Annotated in this window: 13 protein-coding genes; 5 read left to right on the forward strand and 8 right to left on the reverse strand. The window is 65.0% G+C overall.

Going from position 1 to position 19,243, the window contains the following annotated elements; translation table 11 throughout:
• Positions 1-8 precede the first annotated feature (8 nt).
• The 4 genes from dnaJ to grpE form a co-directional block, all read right to left on the reverse strand.
• Positions 9-1,148 carry a molecular chaperone DnaJ gene (gene dnaJ, locus A3AC_RS0122425; protein WP_025601559.1) on the reverse strand — a complete coding sequence of 380 codons (1,140 nt, stop codon included), beginning with the start codon at positions 1,146-1,148 and terminating at the stop codon, positions 9-11.
• Between the two features lie 269 nt (positions 1,149-1,417).
• Positions 1,418-3,376 carry a molecular chaperone DnaK gene (dnaK, locus tag A3AC_RS0122430; RefSeq protein ID WP_025601561.1) on the reverse strand — a complete coding sequence of 653 codons (1,959 nt, stop codon included), beginning with the start codon at positions 3,374-3,376 and terminating at the stop codon, positions 1,418-1,420.
• Positions 3,377-3,601: 225 nt separating this feature from the next.
• The gene (locus A3AC_RS29485) at positions 3,602-3,991 is read right to left on the reverse strand and encodes a thioredoxin family protein (RefSeq protein ID WP_035475657.1); all 390 of its coding nucleotides are present in this window, start codon (positions 3,989-3,991) and stop codon (positions 3,602-3,604) included.
• A 62-nt stretch (positions 3,992-4,053) separates the two neighbouring features.
• On the reverse strand, positions 4,054-4,638 hold the full coding sequence (gene grpE, locus A3AC_RS0122440; protein ID WP_025601563.1) for a nucleotide exchange factor GrpE: 585 nt from the start codon (positions 4,636-4,638) through the stop codon (positions 4,054-4,056).
• 375 nt (positions 4,639-5,013) lie between these two features.
• Between grpE and A3AC_RS30785 the strand changes: the two genes are divergently transcribed.
• Positions 5,014-5,175, forward strand: a complete 162-nt coding sequence (locus tag A3AC_RS30785) for a hypothetical protein (protein ID WP_006047884.1) — start codon at positions 5,014-5,016, stop codon at positions 5,173-5,175.
• Here A3AC_RS30785 and A3AC_RS0122445 read toward each other — a convergent pair.
• From A3AC_RS0122445 to hrcA, 3 genes are all read right to left on the reverse strand, one after another.
• Complete coding sequence (locus tag A3AC_RS0122445; RefSeq protein WP_025601564.1) at positions 5,147-5,554, reverse strand: RNA-binding S4 domain-containing protein; 408 nt, start codon at positions 5,552-5,554, stop codon at positions 5,147-5,149. The genes A3AC_RS30785 and A3AC_RS0122445 overlap by 29 nt on opposite strands.
• A gap of 8 nt (positions 5,555-5,562) precedes the next feature.
• The gene (gene hemH, locus A3AC_RS0122450; protein ID WP_025601565.1) at positions 5,563-6,633 is read right to left on the reverse strand and encodes a ferrochelatase; all 1,071 of its coding nucleotides are present in this window, start codon (positions 6,631-6,633) and stop codon (positions 5,563-5,565) included.
• Between the two features lie 168 nt (positions 6,634-6,801).
• Positions 6,802-7,821: a heat-inducible transcriptional repressor HrcA gene (hrcA, locus tag A3AC_RS0122455; RefSeq protein WP_025601566.1), complete on the reverse strand. Its 1,020-nt coding sequence runs from the start codon at positions 7,819-7,821 to the stop codon at positions 6,802-6,804.
• 258 nt (positions 7,822-8,079) lie between these two features.
• Here hrcA and A3AC_RS0122460 point away from each other — a divergent pair, with 258 nt between their 5' ends.
• Together A3AC_RS0122460 and recN are read left to right on the forward strand one after the other, a co-directional pair.
• Positions 8,080-8,982, forward strand: a complete 903-nt coding sequence (locus tag A3AC_RS0122460; protein ID WP_025601567.1) for an NAD kinase — start codon at positions 8,080-8,082, stop codon at positions 8,980-8,982.
• Between the two features lie 81 nt (positions 8,983-9,063).
• Positions 9,064-10,734, forward strand: coding sequence for a DNA repair protein RecN (gene recN, locus A3AC_RS0122465; protein WP_025601569.1), 1,671 nt, complete (start codon positions 9,064-9,066; stop codon positions 10,732-10,734).
• A gap of 172 nt (positions 10,735-10,906) precedes the next feature.
• Here the strand turns inward: recN and glnE are convergent, their stop codons facing one another.
• On the reverse strand, positions 10,907-13,705 hold the full coding sequence (glnE, locus tag A3AC_RS0122470) for a bifunctional [glutamate--ammonia ligase]-adenylyl-L-tyrosine phosphorylase/[glutamate--ammonia-ligase] adenylyltransferase (RefSeq protein WP_025601571.1): 2,799 nt from the start codon (positions 13,703-13,705) through the stop codon (positions 10,907-10,909).
• 193 nt (positions 13,706-13,898) lie between these two features.
• Between glnE and A3AC_RS0122475 the strand changes: the two genes are divergently transcribed.
• Positions 13,899-18,095: a YhdP family protein gene (locus A3AC_RS0122475; RefSeq protein ID WP_025601572.1), complete on the forward strand. Its 4,197-nt coding sequence runs from the start codon at positions 13,899-13,901 to the stop codon at positions 18,093-18,095.
• Between the two features lie 198 nt (positions 18,096-18,293).
• A complete protein-coding gene (locus A3AC_RS0122485; RefSeq protein WP_025601574.1) occupies positions 18,294-19,190 on the forward strand; it encodes a carbon-nitrogen hydrolase family protein in 897 nt (298 codons plus the stop codon).
• Positions 19,191-19,243: the final 53 nt, after the last annotated feature.

Below are 19,243 nucleotides of genomic sequence, written 5' to 3' on the forward strand. Positions count from 1 at the left end.
AACCGCCGTTAATCGAAGAAGCTCTTCACCCTGTCGAACCAGCTCTTGCTTTGCGGGCTATGCCGCGCGCCGCCTTCCACCAAAGCTTTCTCGAACTGCTTGAGCAGGTCGCGCTGCGATTCGGTGAGCTTGACCGGCGTTTCGACCTGCACGTGCACATACAGATCGCCGGCAATGCTCGAACGCAGGCCCTTGATCCCCTTGCCGCGCAGCCGGAACGTCTTGCCCGATTGCGTGCCTTCGGGCACCGTAAAGCTCGCGCGGCCCGCAAGCGTCGGCACTTCGATTTCGCCGCCCAAGGCCGCCGTGGTGAACGGAATCGGCATCTGGCAATGCAGGTCGTCGCCGTCACGCTCGAACACCGAGTGCTGCTTGATATGAATCTCGACGTACAGATCGCCCGACGGCCCGCCGTTGATGCCCGGCTCGCCGTTGCCGGCGGAACGGATACGCATGCCGTCGTCGATACCTGCCGGGATCTTCACTTCCAGCGTCTTGGTTTCCTTCACCTTGCCCGCGCCGTGGCAGTGAGCGCACGGTTCAGGAATATAGGTGCCGGTGCCGTGACACTTCGGGCACGTTTGCTGGATGCTGAAGAAACCTTGCGACATGCGCACCGCGCCGGAGCCGCTACAGGTCGGACATGTTTCCGGCTTGGTGCCGGGCTTCGCGCCCGAGCCGTGACAGACTTCGCACGACACCCAGCTCGGCACGCGGATCTGCGTATCGTATCCATGCGCGGCCTGCTCCAGCGTGATTTCCATGCTGTAGCGCAAATCGGCGCCGCGATACACCTGCGGGCCCGCGCGGCCACCGCCGCGCGCCGCACCACCGGCCGCCTGCCCGAAGATGTCGCCGAAAATATCGCCGAATGCATCCGCAAACCCGCCGAAGCCTTGCGCGCCTGCGCCGCCCATGTTCGGATCGACGCCCGCGTGACCATACTGGTCGTATGCGGCACGCTTTTGCGAGTCCGAGAGCATTTCGTAGGCTTCCTTCACCTCCTTGAAATGCTCTTCCGCATCCTTGTTGCCCGGATTGCGGTCGGGGTGGTGCTTCATCGCCAGCTTGCGATAAGCCTTCTTGATTTCGTCGTCGCTCGCGTTCTTCGCGACGCCCAGAACCTCGTAGTAATCCCGTTTCGCCATATCGGTTCAACGCCACTCGCGCAATGCGACGCGGTGGCTCCTCTTGAATGCTGGAGTCTCACGACTCGTCCGGCCGCTGTTTCATGCCGCCTGAATGCGGTCAAAAACAACGCCCTCCATAAAACAAATGTGCCCGGAGAGCCTAAAAGGCTCGCCAGGCGTGATAACCGCTCTTGCACGTTCCCGCGCCGGATGGGGCGCGGTCCCTTGTGCAGCCGGGCCGCACACTTAACCCGTGTGCGGCTTTACGGTCGGAATGCGACCTGGCTTTAGTCCTTCTTGACTTCCTTGAACTCGGCGTCGACCACGTCGTCCTGCTGCTGGCTCGCGCCACCAGCCGAAGCACCCGCGTTCGCGCCCGCCGCGCCTGCTGCCGCGGCTTGTGCACCTTGGGCAGCCTGCATGTCGGCGTACATCTTCTCGCCCATCTTCTGCGAGGCCGTTGCGACTGCTTCAATCCTGGCTTCGATCGCGGCCTTGTCCGCCGAACCACTCTTGAGCGTGTCTTCCAGCTCCTTCAGCGCGGTTTCGATCTTTTCCTTCTCGCCGGCTTCAAGCTTGTCGCCGTACTCGGTGAGCGCCTTCTTCGTGCTGTGGACGAGCGCGTCGCCTTGATTGCGGGCGTCGGCCAGCTCACGCAGCTTGTGGTCTTCTTCCGCGTTGGCTTCGGCGTCCTTCACCATCTTCTCGATTTCGGCTTCGGACAGACCCGAATTCGCCTTAATCGTGATGCGGTTTTCCTTGCCGGTCGCCTTGTCTTTCGCGCCGACGTGCAGGATGCCGTTCGCGTCGATGTCGAAGCTCACCTCGATCTGCGGCGTGCCGCGCGGTGCCGGCGGAATGCCTTCCAGGTTGAACTCGCCCAGCAGCTTGTTGCCCGCCGCCATTTCGCGTTCGCCCTGATACACCTTGATCGTCACGGCGCTCTGATTGTCGTCGGCCGTCGAGTAGACCTGCGAGTGCTTGGTCGGGATCGTGGTGTTCTTGTTGATCATCTTCGTCATCACGCCGCCGAGCGTTTCGATGCCGAGCGACAGCGGGGTCACGTCGAGCAGCAGAACGTCCTTGCGGTCGCCAGACAACACCTGCCCTTGGATCGCGGCGCCAACGGCCACGGCTTCGTCCGGGTTCACGTCACGGCGCGGATCCTTGCCGAAGAACTCCTTCACCTTCTCCTGCACCTTCGGCATACGGGTCATACCGCCGACCAGAATCACGTCGTCGATTTCACCGACCTTCACGCCCGCGTCCTTGATCGCCATGCGGCACGGTTCGATCGTGCGTTCGATCAGTTCCTCGACCAGCGCTTCCAGCTTGGCGCGCGTGATCTTGAGGTTCAGGTGCTTCGGACCCGACGCATCAGCCGTGATGTACGGCAGATTGATTTCGGTCTGCTGGCTCGACGACAGCTCGATCTTCGCCTTTTCTGCCGATTCCTTCAGGCGCTGCAGCGCGAGCACGTCTTTCGACAGATCGACGCCCTGCTCCTTCTTGAACTCGCCAATGATGTAGTCGATGATGCGCTGGTCGAAGTCTTCACCGCCGAGGAACGTGTCGCCGTTCGTGGACAGCACTTCGAACTGCTTCTCACCGTCGACGTCCGCGATTTCGATGATCGAAATGTCGAACGTACCGCCGCCCAGGTCATATACCGCAATCTTGCGGTCGCCCTTCTCGTTCTTGTCGAGACCGAACGCCAAAGCGGCTGCCGTCGGTTCGTTGATGATGCGCTTGACTTCCAGACCGGCGATGCGGCCTGCGTCCTTGGTTGCCTGACGCTGGCTGTCGTTGAAGTACGCGGGAACCGTGATCACGGCTTCGGTGACCGTCTCGCCGAGGTAGTCTTCCGCGGTCTTCTTCATCTTGCGCAGCACTTCCGCGGAGATTTGCGGCGGAGCGAGCTTCTGTTCGCGCACTTCGATCCATGCGTCGCCGTTGTCGGCCTTCATGATCTTGTACGGCATCAGACCGATGTCCTTCTGGACTTCTTTCTCTTCAAAGCGGCGGCCGATCAGGCGCTTTACCGCGTACAGCGTGTTCTTCGGGTTGGTGACCGACTGACGCTTGGCAGGCGCGCCGACGAGAATCTCGCCGTCTTCCATGTACGCGATGATCGACGGCGTGGTGCGCGCACCTTCCGAGTTCTCGATCACCTTGACCGAATTGCCTTCCATGATCGCCACACACGAGTTGGTCGTGCCGAGGTCGATACCGATGATTTTGCCCATTTTTACTAATCTCCTGACTTTGATCGCTGCGGGAAGCACCTGCTCGCCGTTCGGCCGTAAGGCGCTCCGCCCCTGAATTCATACCTGCACTCAACATAAGTGCGTCCGCATCGTTTTCAAGACCTCTTTTGCGATGCGGTCTTTAATTTTTTTCAATCGGCCGGCGCATGACGCTGTCTTGCCAGCTGTCTTGCCCGCTGTCTTGCTCAAAGCGGCGGCGTCGGCTTACGCACCGCTCGCCCGGATTTTCTCCCGCGCGGCCGCGACAGCGGCCTCGAACTGCCCGAGACCGTGCCAGCCGGTTGCCCGCCCAAGCCGCTTCCCACGATGAAAGAAAAACCATGTGGGCACGCCATGAAGCATGAAGCGCCGGCCGAGCTCGCGGTGGTCATAAACATTGCTGTGAAACCACCGCAGACCGAGCGCCCGGATCGCCTCCGGTTGCGCCAGCATCGCCTTCTTCGCGATCTCGCAATTGAAGCAGTCGAGCCCCCAGAAGAACACGACCGCGAGTTCATCACCCGCTTCAGCAAGGCCGGCGTCGAACGATTCCGCGCCCAACTCCTTCATGTCGAATACCGAAAACGCGGTAGCGTCGACGGGAATATTGGCCATGATGGGTCTCACCTGGTCGAACAGCGGAATGCCTGCGACGCGCCCCGCCCCGGCTTTCGGGCTTACTTGGGCGCCGCCACCGTCACGAGCGCCGGACGCAGCACGCGGTCGGCGATCACAAAGCCTTTTTGCAGCACGGCGACCACGGTGTTCGGCTCCTGATCCGCCGGCACCATCGAGATAGCCTGGTGGCGATGCGGGTCAAACTTCTCGCCAACCGGATTCAGCGCGACGACGCGGCCTTTCTCCAACGCGCCGGTGAGTTGGCGCAGCGTGAGTTCGACACCTTCGCGCACTTTCGAGAGGTCGTCGGACGAATGGGCGACCGCAGCTTCCAGACTGTCGATCACCGGCAGCAGGTGTTCCGCGAAGTTCTCGATTGCAAACTTGTGCGCCTTCGCGACGTCTTCCTGTGCACGGCGGCGCACGTTCTCGGTCTCGGCCTTGGCCCGCAGGAAGCTCTCCTGCAACTCGGCGATCCTGGCCTGCGCTTCAGCCAACGCCGCTTCGGCACCCGTTGCCGGCGTGTCCGTGGCGACGCTCGCTGCGGCTTCCTGCTCGGGAGCGGCGGCCTCGGCGGCCGGGCGCGCGGTTTCGTCCGCGGGCGTGGGATTCTGGCTCGTCGGGTTCTCTTGCGTGTTTTCCATGTCGCTGAAAGTCGTTAAAAATTTAAAAGCCAACGGCGGCGGCGCATGAGGCTGCCGCGATTTGTGCGTTGCAAAATTGCGACAAAAACTCGGGCGCGCCCCCGCGTAACGGAACGGCAGATGGGGCCGCGAACGCCCATTTCAAGCGCGTCCCCTGAAATTTTCAAAGGGGCCGCGAGTCGCCGAAATGCCCGGTTACAACCATTAGCGCGGCGCAAGCAGATTGAGATTGAGCGGCGCGAGCAAGTGACCTATGCTCCAGTTACGCGGCGGAAAAACCTCGTTAACCCTAATCTGACGTAAGGCTTTCCGCTCCTTTGCAATTTCCACCTGGCTAGCTCGTTTCTTTCCTGCACCATCCCAGAAGGGGGTACCGTGAAGCTGACCTTTGCAATCTCGGTGGTCGCGCTGGTACTCGTTGCGGGCACCACGACCATCTGTATGTCCGGGGCGGTCAACGATCACACCACCGAATACGGCGGCGTGAACGCGACCATGGAACAACTGTTCAATCCCCACCTGAAAATCTGTCGATAATGCGGCGGTCGCGCTTGGTCGGGCGGCCGTGCAACGTCTCGGCGGGCTCGCGATACGTCTTGCGGCGTTCGTGTTCGGCCTGGCGCTTTTCGCGGCTTTCGTCGGTTTCCGAATAGAGCGTCTGCGCCACCGTAGCGGGCCCGCGTACGTCGCATACGCCCAGCACCTGCACCTGCCACACAAAGCGCTCGATCTCGATTTCCACGAGGTCGCCGACTCGCACGTCTTTGGCCGGCTTCACATTGGCCCCGCCAATGCGCACCCGGCCTTTTTCGACGGCATCCGCCGCCAGCGAGCGCGTCTTGAAGAAGCGCGCCGCCCAAAGCCATTTGTCGATGCGCAGCTTCGCGCCCGGTTCGGTTGAGATCCTGTAATTCATGAGTCTCGTCAAGCCGCTGTGTTATGCGGTACGGCGACCGCTTGCACCGGCCAGCCTTGCAGGTTCTGCGCGACGATTTCGCCGAGCGCGGCAATCCACGCCTGCGACGCGTTCACGCAGGGAATGCGATGGAATTCCTTGCCGCCGGCATGCAGGAACTCATCGCGCACTTCCATGCCGATTTCCTCGATGGTCTCGAGACAGTCGGCGGTAAAGCCCGGACAAAATACGTCAGCACGCCGCACGCCTGCCGCGCCCAACTCCTTCAACGTGGGCGCCGTGTAGGGCTGCAACCATTCGGCCTTGCCAAAACGCGACTGGAATGTGATGCGGCATTCAACCGGCGTCAACCCGAGCGCCTGCATGAGCAGCGCGCCGGTTGTCTGACACTGATCGTGATAAGGATCGCCGAGATCCAGCGTGCGTTTGGGCACGCCGTGAAAGCTCAATACCAGCTTGTCGCCCGCGGCAAAGTCGGGTTGGCCATGAAGATGCCAGTAATGATGCACCTGCGCGGCCAGTGCCGAGATATACGCGGGATGATCGGCATATTGGCGTACCGTACGGATTTCCGGCTGGTTGCGCATGCGCCTGAAGGCGGCGAAGGCGTCGTCGAAAGCTGTGGCCGTGGTCGACGATGAATATTGCGGATACATCGGCACTAGCAGCACCCGCTCGGCGCCCGCCAGCTTGAGCTGATTGAGCATGGCCGGAATGCCGGGCGTGCCGTAACGCATCGCGTAGTCCACGAGCACTGTGTAGTCGTTCAATTGCAGCAGGTGACGCAAGCCTTCGACCTGCTTTTCCGTATAGACGCGCAGCGGCGAGCCTTCCGGCATCCATACCGCCGCATATTTTTTCGCGGACGCTCGCCCGCGGAACGGCAGAATCAGCAAGCGCAGAATGATCTGCCACGCGAGCGCCGGAATCTCCACCACGCGCGGATCGGAGAGGAACTGTGCGAGATAGCGGCGAACCGCGCGCGGCGTGGGCGCGTCGGGCGTGCCGAGATTGATCAGCAGCACGGCAACACGGTGCGACGTGGCGTTCTGCGAAGGCCGCTCGAGATCGAAGCGCATAGGCTGGCAGAGGTGCCCCGCTTGAGGCGGGGAATGGAACGGGGTGGATTCATTATAGCGGCGCGCCTTGCGGCCGCACGCCCCAGGCGCCCCTGGCCGTTCGGCCAATTGGCAAGCGGCGCGCGCTCGCGCATGATGTGCCGCATCGACCGCCGCGGCAATCGGGCGCTACTGCTGACTGAGCGTCAGGGAAAGCAGTCTCGCGGTGATGTCCACGATCGGGATGACCCGGTTGTAGGCCATTCGCGTGGGGCCGATCACGCCGAGCGTGCCGACAATCTTGCCGTTCACTTCGTACGGCGCGGTGACGACGCTCATTTCCTCTATAGGTACGAGGTTGGACTCGCCGCCTATGAAGATCTGCACGCCGGCGGCATGACTCGACACATCCAGCAACTGAAGGAGGCTCGTCTTTTGGTCGAACACATCGAACAGCTTGCGCAGGCGCGCCATGTCCGACGAAAGATCGGCAACCTCCAGCAGGTTGCGCTCGCCCGAAATCAGCACCGTTTCGCCGGTGTCCGACTCGTCCGTGCTCGCGGTGACGGCCGCGTGCATGAGCGTAGTCATGTCGCCGCGCAGCTGGTCGATTTCTTCGCGCAGGCGGCGCCGCACTTCGTCGAAAGAAAGGCCTGCGAAGTGAGCGTTGATGTAGTTGGACGCCTCGACCAGCTCCGACGGCGAAAAGTCGCGCTGGGTCGCCATCATGCGGTTCTGCACGTCGCCTTCCGGCGTCACGATGATGAGCAGAATGCGCTTGTCGGACAGCCGCATGAATTCGATCTGCTTGAACACGTGGCTGCGCCGCGGCGTAAGCACCACACCGGCGAACTGCGACAGATTCGAGAGCACGCTCGCCGCCGCGGCGACGATTTTCTGCGGCTCGCCGGCCTGCAGCGTAGTCTTGACAGTGCGCGTGACCGCCTCTTCGTCAGCCGCCGATTCGACCGTCAGCATGGTGTCCACGAAGAGCCGGTAACCGCGCGGCGTGGGAATGCGGCCGGCCGAAGTATGCGGACTGATCACAAGCCCCAGATCCTCGAGATCCGACATGACGTTGCGGATGGTTGCCGGGCTCAGTTCCAGGCCGGAATAGCGCGACAACGTGCGCGAGCCGACCGGCTGACCTTCGGCAATGTAGCGCTCGATCAGGGTTTTCAGGAGGGTCTGTGCACGAGGATCTAGCATGGCGAAAAATTTTAGCTCAATGATGCGACTACCGCGAGCGCCAACCGCGCCCATCGTCCACGGGTTTTCAACCGCCCGGCGGGACCGCGCCTTGCGCTCGTTTCAGGGCCTCGCGCAGCAGTTTGCCCTACGCGCATGTCATCAAGGCTTCACCATTCTAACGATAATCCCGAACTGCGCTCACGGCCTGCTGCTGCCGGCCGGCCGCCGGGTTCGGGCGCGGTTCTTTTCAGGCCCTACCTATGGTGTAATGCCGGCATGCAAGTAACCAGCCAGTTCAAGACCGTGGCGCTCGTCGGGCGCAACAATACGCCGGGCATCCGCGAGCCCCTGACCGCGCTCGCCTCGTGCATCGCGAAGCGCGGCTTCGAAGTCGTATTCGAAGCCGACACGGCAGCGGAAATCGGCGTGACCGACTATCCGGCGCTGCGCCCTGCCGAGATCGGCGCGCGCGCCGACGTGGCGATCGTGCTCGGCGGCGACGGCACGATGCTCGGCATCGGCCGTCAACTGGCGCCGTACCGCACGCCGCTCATCGGCATCAACCACGGCCGGCTGGGCTTCATTACCGACATTCCGATCTCCCACATGAGCGAGATCGTGCCGCAAATGCTGGCGGGCAACTTCGAGCGCGAGGAGCGGGTGCTGCTCGAAGCGCGCATCATGCGCCAGGGCAATCCGATCTACCACGCGCTGGCCTTCAACGACGTCGTGGTCAACCGCAGCGGTTTTTCGGGCATGGCGGAACTGCATGTTTCGGTGGACGGCCGCTTCATGTACAACCAGCGCTCCGACGGGCTGATCGTCGCCACGCCTACCGGCTCGACCGCCTACGCGCTCTCTTCGCAAGGGCCGATTCTGCATCCGCAATTGCAGGGCATCGTGCTCGTGCCGATCGCCCCGCATGCGCTGTCGAACCGCCCCATCGTGCTGCCGGACGACTCCAAGGTCAGCATCCAGATCGTTTCGGGGCGCGAGGTCAACGTCAATTTCGACATGCAGTCGTTCACGTCGCTCGAACTGAACGACGCAATCGAAGTGCGCCGCTCGCGTCATACAGTTCCGATGCTGCATCCGGTCGGCTACAGCTATTACGCAACGCTGCGCAAGAAGCTCCACTGGAACGAATACCCGTCACACGAGGAAGACGCCAAGCCCTGACCGGCGGGAAGCCGGAACGCAGGCGCCGCTCGTGAAACCCGCGCTCCTGAAACCCGAATACCAAGCTCACAGACGACTTCCATGCTTCGCCACCTCTCGATACGCGACTTCGTCATCGTCGCCGCGCTCGACCTCGAATTCGACAGCGGCTTCACTGTTTTCTCCGGCGAGACCGGCGCCGGCAAGTCGATCCTGATCGACGCACTGGCGCTCGCGCTGGGCGCGCGCGCCGACGCGAGCGTCGTGCGGACCGGCGAAAGCCGCGCCGACATCACCGCCGAATTCGACACGCACGCGCACGTGGACCAGTGGCTCGACGAACAGGCGCTGAGCGCCTCTGCCGCGGACGGCCAGCACGGCGGCACGGTGATGCTGCGCCGCGTGGTGGACGCGAACGGCCGCTCGCGCGCTTTCATCAACGGCACGGCGGCAACTCTCGCGCAACTGCGCGAGGTTGGCGAAATGCTGGTGGATATTCACGGCCAGCACGCGCACCAGTTGCTGATGAGGCCGGACGCGCAGCGCGAGCTGTTCGACACCCACGCGGGGCTCACCGAACTTTCCACGAGCGTCACGCGCGCGTGGCGCACATGGCGCGAGAAGGTGCAGGCGGTCGAGCATGCGCAAACGCGCGACCGCGAGTTGCAGCTGGAACGCGAGCGGCTCGCCTGGCAGCTTGCCGAACTGGACAAGCTCGCGCCGCAGCCTGGCGAATGGGAAGAGGTCAACGCGGAGCACCGGCGCCTCTCGCATTCGGCCAATCTGATAGACGGCGTGCAGGGCGCGCTCAATGCGCTCTCCGAATCGGATGAGGCGATGATCACGCATCTTGCGTCGATCGTCTCGAAAGTGCGCGACCTCGCGGAAATCGATCCGGCCTTGAACGATGTGCTGGCCGCGCTCGAACCCGCCGAGATTCAACTGCAGGAAGCCGCGTATTCGCTGAGCCATTACGCACAGAAGCTCGAACTCGACCCGGACCGGCTCGCGCAAGTCGAAAAGCGCCTCGACGCGCTGCATTCGGCGGCACGCAAGTTCCGCCTGCAGCCGGAAACGCTGCCCGAGGAACACGAAACACGGCGCGCGCAACTTGCCGCGCTCGACGCCGCCGCGGACCTCGACAGCCTGCACGCAGCCGAAGCCAGGGCGCGCGAGGACTTCCTCGCTGAAGCGAAGAAGCTTTCCAAGGCGCGCGCCAAGGCCGGCAAGGCGCTCGGCGCCGCGGTCACGACGGGCATGCAGGAACTGTCGATGAAAGGCGGCAGCTTCGAGGTGGCGCTCGTGCCCTTGCCCGAAGGCGGCGCGCATGGACTGGAGCAGGTCGAGTTCCGCGTCGCCGGTCATGCGGGCGTGCCGCTGCGGCCGCTCGCGAAAGTCGCGTCGGGCGGCGAACTGGCGCGTATCAGCCTCGCGCTCGCTGTGATCGCGAGTGCCGCGAGTCCGACGCCCACGCTGATCTTCGACGAAGTGGATACGGGAATCGGAGGCGGCGTCGCCGAGGTAGTCGGACGGCTGTTACATCAGCTCGGCGAGGCGCGCCAGGTGCTTTGCGTGACGCACTTGCCGCAGGTCGCGGCGCGCGGCGACCATCATTTCCAGGTCGCCAAAGCCGGCAATGGCCAGGGCGGCACCGTGAGCAGCGTGGTTTCGCTCGACAAGGCAAGCCGCGTGGAAGAAGTCGCGCGGATGCTGGGCGGCCTGGAGATCACGCCGACCACGCGCAAGCACGCGAAGGAAATGCTGGCGGCTTGAAGACAGCGCGAACTGCGCTTCGAGGCCGGCCGGTTCCGCTGGACTTGTCACTGGCCGCTCGTGATCTCAGGTGCTTTGCACTCGCACGTGCGTAGCCGGCAGCGCCGTCCGCAAAACGCAGTAGCTGGTCGCCAGATTGGCCGCAGCAACCGCGCGCGGACATCCAGCGCCGTCATCCTTCGCCAAACACCCGCTCCCAAAGCCCGAGCACGGCATCGCGCTCGTCTGCGACCAGCGCCGGTTCCACACGCGCCTTCTCCATTCCATCGAGCCGCAGCTTGTGCTGCAGCTTCCGGTAAGTGCGATAGGCGGCGCCGACCGTTTCCGCTTCGGCCTCGCTCATCAGCCCGAGGCGCGACACTTCGCGCAGCAGCGCAATGTTCCCGGTATTGCGGATCAGCTCAGGGTCGCGCGCCGCGTGCAACAGCACCCAGTACTGCACGGCGAACTCAATATCGACCATGCCGCCGCGATCATGCTTCAGGTCAAACAGCGTCGTATGGTTCGGATGCCCCGCGCCGACGCGCTCGCGCATCTCGACAATCTCGCGCGCCAGTTGCGCGGCATCGCGCGGCGTCGTCAGCACCTGCTCGCGGATCGCCTCGAACTGCGCGCCGATCTGCGCGTCGCCGGCGCAGTAGCGCGCGCGCGTCAGCGCCTGGTGCTCCCACACCCACGCGGTGTTGGCCGCATCGCCCTCGCGCAGCTGATAACGGCGGAACGCGTCGAGATCGGTGACGAGCAGGCCCGACTCGCCGTTCGGCCGCAAGCGCAGGTCGATGTCGAACAAGGTTCCCGCGCCGGTCGCGGTCGTGAGCCATGTGATCAGCCGGCGCGTGTAGGTGGAATAGATATCCGAAGCGGCGTCGTCCGGGTCGTCGTAGAGAAAGATCACGTCGAGGTCCGACGCGTAACCCAGCTCCTTGCCGCCCAGCTTGCCGTAGGCGATCACCGCAAAGCGCGGCGCGGCGCGATGACGCTTCGGCAACTGGTTCCACACGGCCTCGAGCGTGACGTCGAGCACCACGTCGGCGAGTTCGGACAGGCGGTCGCTCACGTGCTCGACGCTGAGCTTGCCCGCGAGGTCGATCAGCAGGATACGGAACACTTCGGCCTGATGCGCGTGGCGCAGCAGGTCCATCTGCTGCTCGACGCCGTCCGCCGCGGCAAGCCGCGAGCGCAGCGTGCGCTTGAACTCCGGCCAGTCGAATGGAGTGTTGAGCGCTTCGTCGTCGAGCAGTTCGTCGAGCAGTTGCGGATGGCGGATCAGATAACCCGCCGCCCAGCGTGACGCGCTCAGCACCGACAGCACACGATGCAGCGCTTGCGGATATTCGGTCAGCAGCGCAAGGTACGCACCGCGCCGGCCCACCGCTTCGAGCAGATCAAAGAGACGCGCAAGCGTATCGCCGCGCCGCTCGGGCGGCTCCAACGTGCGCGCGGCTTCGAGCGCGCGCTGCGCGACGATGTCGAAGCGCTGGCGGCTGCGCTCGGCGAGCCCCGCATAGCGCGACGATTGCCAGACGCCGCGCAACCGCGCGAGCAGATCGGCGGGCTCGGCCACGCCCAGTTCGACGAGACGCGCGCGCAACGCTTCTTCCGCGCTGTCGTCCGCGAGCGCGCTGCTCCACACCCACACCGCCGCGCCGTCTTCGGGCGCGCCGCAGCCGTCGCGGCCGCTCACCTTGTCGGCGAAAATCTGGTCGAACTGCTGCTCCACGAACTCGCGATAGGCATCGAGCCGCTCCATCAGCATCGGATAGTCGTCGCAACCCATTGCCCGCGCGAGCGCCGCGCGTTCTTCGGGATCGACCGGCATGGCATGCGTCTGCGCGTCGTTGCGGTATTGCAGCCGGTGTTCGAGCTCGCGCAAAAAACGATATGCCTGCGAGAGCTTCTCGCAGACCGACGTGTCGATCAGCCCGTGCGCCGCGGCGTGCCGCAATACGGCGAGCGTCGGGCGCACCCGAAAGCCGGCGTCCTGGCCGCCGCGAATCAGCTGGAACACCTGCGCGCTGAATTCGATTTCGCGGATGCCGCCGCGCCCGAGCTTGATGTCGTCGGCCTTATCCGGGCGCATCGACGCACGACGCTGCGCTTCCTGGCGAATCTGCAGATGCAGCGCGCGAATTGCGCTGATCACGCCGAAGTCGAGATAGCGGCGATAGACGAACGGCGTGACGATCGCATCCAGCTGTTTCTGCAAGCGCTGCGCCGACTCGCTCGCGCCTTCGGAAACAAGCCGTCCTTTGATCCACGCATAGCGCTCCCATTCGCGGCCTTGCACGTAGAAATATTCCTCGAGCATGCCGAGACTGCAAACCAGCGGTCCCGAATCGCCGTTCGGCCGCAAGCGCATGTCGACGCGAAACACGTAGCCGTCGGCGGTCACCTCGGCGAGCGCGCCGATCAGGCGCTTGCCGAGACGCGTGAAAAAGTCCTGGGTGGCGATTGGCGCGCGCTGGCCGCCCGCCGTCTCGCCGTCCTCTTCATAAATAAAGATCAGGTCGATGTCCGACGACACATTGAGCTCGCGCCCGCCGAGCTTGCCCATGCCGACTACCCCCAGCGTGAGCCGCTCGCCCTGCGGGCCGCGCGGCTCGCCAAAGAGCGCTTCGAGCTCGGCGGAAAGCACGGCCAGCGAGCGCTGGATCGCCGTCTCCGCGAGATCGGTCATCGCGCCGGTGACTTCGGCGACGTCCGCCTGGCCGGCCAGATCGCGTTCCATCACCGCGCAGAAAACCTCGGTGCGCAACTGGCGCAGCGCACGTTTGAGTGCATCCTCGCTCAATGGCGCGCCCGGACCGCCGGCCGCTTGAGCACAGAGTGCGTCGAAGCGCGCATCGATGCGCTCGCGCGTCAGAGGCCCGGACGCAAGCTCCGCCACCTGCGCGACGAGTTGCGGACGGGCCGCCACGGCGCGCGCCGCGTAATGCGAATAGCTGGAACTCAGGAGTGTGGCGTGAGTCATCAAAGATCTGGCTCGCTCGTTGCTTGAATGGCATGAACCGGGATCACCGGCTCGTCGCATGACGACTTGCGGCACCGACACGGGCCGCGCGGCGGCGCGCAGACAGGCTTCTCAGGAAGTCATGTCGACGCTTTCCTGTGTGTTACATTTCGTCGTTAACTCGCAAAACTACCATACGCCCACCCGCCGCAGCATGTCCGAGCGAAACGAATCCGCCGACCCGCAGGAAACCGGGCCGGCCCGGCCTGTGAGCGGAAGCGACCACGTCGTGCTGCGCCGGACTCTTCATGTCGTTCTCGCGCTCGCGCTCGTCCTGTACTTCATCGCGGCGGGACTCTTTCTCGGCTTGCGTTACGTGGTGCTGCCGCGCGCCGACGCGTTCCGGCCGCACATCGAGACGACCGTCTCCGACAAGCTGCATGCGCAGTTCACCATCGGCAAACTCGCGCCGCATTGGAGCGGGTTCCAGCCGGGGCTCGACATTACGAATCTCGTGATTCGCGATCGTGACGGCAAGGCCGCGCTGACCGTGCCGCACGCCACCGCGACGCTGTCGTGGCGTTCGCTGTGGCAGTTCCATCCCGTGCTCTCGAGTCTGATCGTCGACCAGCCCGACGTGCTGATCGCGCGCGGCGGCGACGGCGTGCTGTCGGTCGCCGGCGTGCCGGTGCCGACGCGTCATAGCGGCAACGACACGTTGTCGACCTGGCTCGTGCGTCAGGAGGCGATCGTCGTACGAGGCGGTGTGCTGCGCTGGCGCGACGCCCAGCGCGACGCGCCGGAACTCGCGCTGCGCAACATCCGTATCGCGATTCTCAACGACGGCTACGATCACCGCCTCGCGCTTCAGGCGCCGCCGGACGGCCAGTTGCTGCACGGCCCGATCGATTTCCGCACGCATTTCCGGCACGCGCCGCTCGCCGCCATTGGCAAGCCGATCAACTGGAAAGGGCAAGCCTATGTGTCGACCGGACCGGTCGACCTGCCCACGCTCGCGCGCTACATCAAATTGCCGATCGAGACGTTTGCGGGCCGCATCGACAATGCCATCTGGATGGATTTCGCCAACGGCCGCATGAGTTCGGCAAGCGGCCAGATGGCCGGCGCCGACGTCGCTTTGCGCGTGCGGCCCACGCAGCCCAAGCTCCTGTTGCCGGTTGCGAATTTCGGCTGGCGCGTCGAAGCTCAGCAAGGCGACTACAAGCTGCAACTGAATGACCTGCGTGCCGAACTCGGCCAGCCGCCGCTCGAGGACGGCACGCCGCTCACGCGCACGCTGGCGTTCCGCACGCTGAACGGCCACTACCGGATGGCCTCGCAGCAGCACGGGCAGCTCATCAGCGTGTCGGGCGACCGCGTCGATCTCGGCATTCTCGCGGAATTCAGCCGCGCGCTGCCGCTGCCGCGACGACTCCTCAATAACCTCGTGCGCTATAACCCGCGCGGGCTGGTCGCGAACTATGTGATCGAGGTGGAGCGCGCGAAGCCGGAATCGGGCGAGCCGGGCGGCGACCGGCATGGGACGGGCGCGGAGCCGATCGAGCGCTACCGCTTCAAGGGCGATTTGCAAGGCATCAGCGTTGCCGCGCAGGAACCGCCGCCCGGGCTGACCGCGCGCAATCACCCGCGTGCGGGCATTCCGGGCATCGAAAATCTGTGGGGCCGCGTGGACGCCGATCAGCGCCGCGGCACCGCCACGCTGGATACGAGCAACGTCGCGATCACGCTGCCGGGCGTATTCGACGATCCGCGCCTGCTGCTCGACCGCCTGCATGGCCGCGCCGACTGGACCATCTCGCCCAAGGCGCCCGGAGAGAACCACCCGGCGTTCACGGTCAAGCTGGCCGACTTCGGCGTTTCCAACGCGGACGTCGCGGCCACCGCCAGCGCCGACTACAGCAATCCCGGCCACGGCCGCGGCTCGCTCGATCTGACAGCGGACTTCGAGCGCGCGCAGGTTTCGCGCATCGTCCGCTATCTGCCGACCAGCATCAGCGAGAAGCTGCGCATCTATCTCGGCCACGGTTTGCAGGCCGGCACCTCGCGCGGCGCGAAGATCGAGGTGCACGGCGACCTGACCAAATTCCCCTACTCGCGCGACCCCGAGGCGGGCATCTTCCATATCGTCGCGCCGTTCAAGGGCGGCAAGTTCGACCCGTCGCCCTACCCGCCGCGCAAGATGCGCAACGGCACGCCCAACGTGTGGCCGCCGCTCGACGGCATCGACGGCGTGTTCGAAATCAGGCAGAACCTGCTGCGCTTCGACATCGACCGGGCGCGCTACAAGCGCGTCGCGCTGCACGGCGTGAACGGCCGGATCGACGACCTCGGCACGCGCGAGTCCAATCTCGTAATCAAGGGCGACGGCCTCGGTCCGCTCGCCGATATGCTCGACTACGTGAACGAAAGCTCGCTCGGCATCATGGCGCGGCATCAGACCGAAAAGATTCGCGCCGAAGGGCCGGCCTCGCTCGCGCTCAAGCTGACGGTGCCGCGCACGCCCAAGCCGCACATCGGTGTGGAAGGCGCGGTCGGCTTCGAGAACAACCGTTTGAGCGTAGAGAATGTGCCGCCGCTGTCGCAGGTGAAGGGCAAGGTGCGCTTCACCGAACACAGCGCGCAGACCGAGCGGCTCACCGCGCGGTTTCTCGGTGGCGACGTGCGGGCGAGTGGCGGGCTCAAGCAGGACGGCACCTATGCGCTCGACGTGGACGGCCACATCGCGGTCGATGCCGCGCGCGGCCTCGATCTGCACGGCCCGGCCGCACAGGTGCTCACGCGCATGAGCGGCAGCGCGCCGTATGCGCTCACTGTGCGCGGCGCCAAAGGCAAGCTTCCGCAAGTCACCGCGAACTCCGATCTGACCGGGCTCGCGCTCGACTTCCCCGCGCCGTTCAACAAGCCGGTCGGCACGCCGATGCCGCTGCGCCTCGCCGCCGGTCCATCGACGGTGGCGGGCGAAAGCGGGCTCGAACGTGCCGAACTCAACTTCGGTCCGATCGCCGCGCGCTATCTGCTGCACTACGAGCCGAAAAGCCCGCCGACGGTGGTACGCGGCGCCATAGGGGTGAACCGGCCGGCCGAGTTGCCGTCCGAAGGCGTGATCGCCGCTGTCGACGTGGACGCGTTCGACGCCGACGCCTGGCGCGCGCTCGTGACGCAGCTGCGCAGCAACGAAGCGCCCGCCGCCCCGGCCGCGCCTGCCGCGCCGAACGCTCCGAACCCGACTGTCGCGCAGTTCCTGCCGAGCCGCTTCGCGCTGCACATCGGCACGCTGACACTGCTCAAGCGCCACTGGGAGAGCGTGATCGTCGGCGCTTCGCATGCGGACGGCAAATGGCAGGCGAACATCGCGTCCAATCAGGTGTCCGGCCACGTTTCGTGGCTGCCCGGCGCGGACAAGGCGTCGCCCGGCACGCTGCAGGCGCGCTTTGCGCGCGTCGTGATTCCGTCGGTCGCGGACAAGGATCTGCTCGGCCAGGCCATCTCGGCACCGGCGCAGAACATGCCGTCAATCGATCTCGTCGTCAGCGAATTGATCGTGCGCGACCGCAATATCGGCCGGCTGGAAGTCGCCGCGCACAACTTCACCGAAGACGGCGTGCCCGTCTGGCAACTCGACAAGCTGGACATTGCGAACCCGTCGGCCACGCTCACCGCGACGGCCAACTGGCGCACCTCGACAGAGCTTGCTAATACCGCCGACGAAACCACCCCGCGGCGCACCGTGTTCGATTTCAAGCTCGACATCAAGGACGCGGGCGGGCTGCTGGAGCGCTTCGGCCAGCCGCGCACGCTGAAGGCGGGCAGCGGCACGCTGACGGGCAAGATGGTGTGGCGCGGCGGGCCGACCGCAATCGACTATCCGACGCTCAACGGCAATCTCGCCGTGGACCTGCGCCACGGGCAGATTCTCAAAGTCGATCCGGGCGTCGCGAAGCTGCTTGGCGTGCTGAGTTTGCAAAGCCTCGCGCGCTTCGCGACGCTCAATTTCCGCGACGTGATCGGCGAAGGTCTGCCGTTCGAGCATGTCACCGGCACCGCGCAGATCCGCAACGGCATCGGCCGCACGGACAACTTCGAGATGGTGACCGCGCCGGCGCGCGCCCAGATGAAAGGCTCGGTCGACCTCGCGCAGGAAACTCAGGACCTGCACGTGCAGATCGTGCCGACGGTTAGCGCGGGAGCAGCGGTCGTCGCGGCTGCGGTGGTGAATCCGCTGCTCGGCCTCGGCGCGCTGGTGGCCGATCTGGCGTTCAGCAAATCGGTGTCGCACGCGTTCGCGCGCGAGTACGCGATTACCGGCTCGTGGTCGAAACCGCATATCGAGCGGGTCCGGAGCGATCGGGGTAAGATGGACCTTCCTGCTTCGACCGCCGGCGCCAACTGAGCTTCGAGCCGAATGCCCCGGGCGATTGCGCCAGAATCGCGCTACGACCAGGCTCTGCAGCCGTGCAGCTCGCCGCATTGTGTGGCCGCTTTCCGGTGCAGCGCGCGGCGCGGTACCGGCGGCTCGAGCGAGCCCTGAACGACGTAGGTGGCGCCGGCCGATGCGCCGCCGTCCTGCCGGGAGTTTTCCGAAACGCTCATGAGCGAAACACACGTCTCTTCAACCCCATCCCCCGCCTCCTCCGCCACCGCGCCGCATGCCGCGCAGCGAGAGCCGACCGGCGGCGAGCAAAGCACCTTCCGCGTCGCCGCACTGCAAATGGTCAGCACGCCGGAGCGCGAACGCAATCTCGCCGAGGCCGAGCGCCTGATCGGCGAAGCGGCGGCCGACGGCGCGCAGCTTGTCCTGCTGCCCGAGTACTTCTGCTTCATGGGCTTCAAGGACACCGACAAGCTCGCCGTGCGCGAGACTTATCGCGACGGCCCGATCCAAAGTTTTCTCACGGATGCCGCGCGCCGCCACAAGCTGTGGGTGATCGGCGGCACGCTGCCGCTCGCGGCGCCCGAGCCGTCGCGCGTATTGAACACCACGCTGGTGTTCGACCCGCAAGGCAACGAGGCCGCGCGCTACGACAAGATTCATCTGTTCAACTTCGAAAAAGGCGAGGAATCGTTCGACGAGGCGCGCACCATCTGCCCCGGCGGCGAGGTCCGCACCTTCCAGTCGCCGTTTGGGCGCGTCGGCTTGTCGGTCTGCTACGATCTGCGCTTTCCCGAGCTCTACCGGCGCATGGGCGATTGCGCGCTGATGGTGGTGCCGTCGGCGTTCACTTACACGACGGGCCGCGCGCATTGGGAGATGCTGCTGCGCGCCCGCGCCGTCGAAAACCAGTGCTACGTGCTGGCCGCGGCGCAAGGCGGCAAGCACGAGAACGGCCGCCGCACATGGGGCCACAGCATGCTCATCGACCCGTGGGGCGAGATCGTCGCGGTGCGCGACGAGGGCGCCGGCGTGGTCGCAGGCACGCTCGAACGCACGCGTATCGACGAGGTGCGGCAGAGCCTGCCGGCCTGGCGTCATCGGGTGCTGAGTTAAATAGAGATTGAAACTGCGGCATGCCTCACTCATATAGTGATGGTGGCGCCAAC

Origin of the sequence: Burkholderia sp. WSM2230, assembly GCF_000472445.1 — a bacterium.
GTDB lineage: Bacteria > Pseudomonadota > Gammaproteobacteria > Burkholderiales > Burkholderiaceae > Paraburkholderia.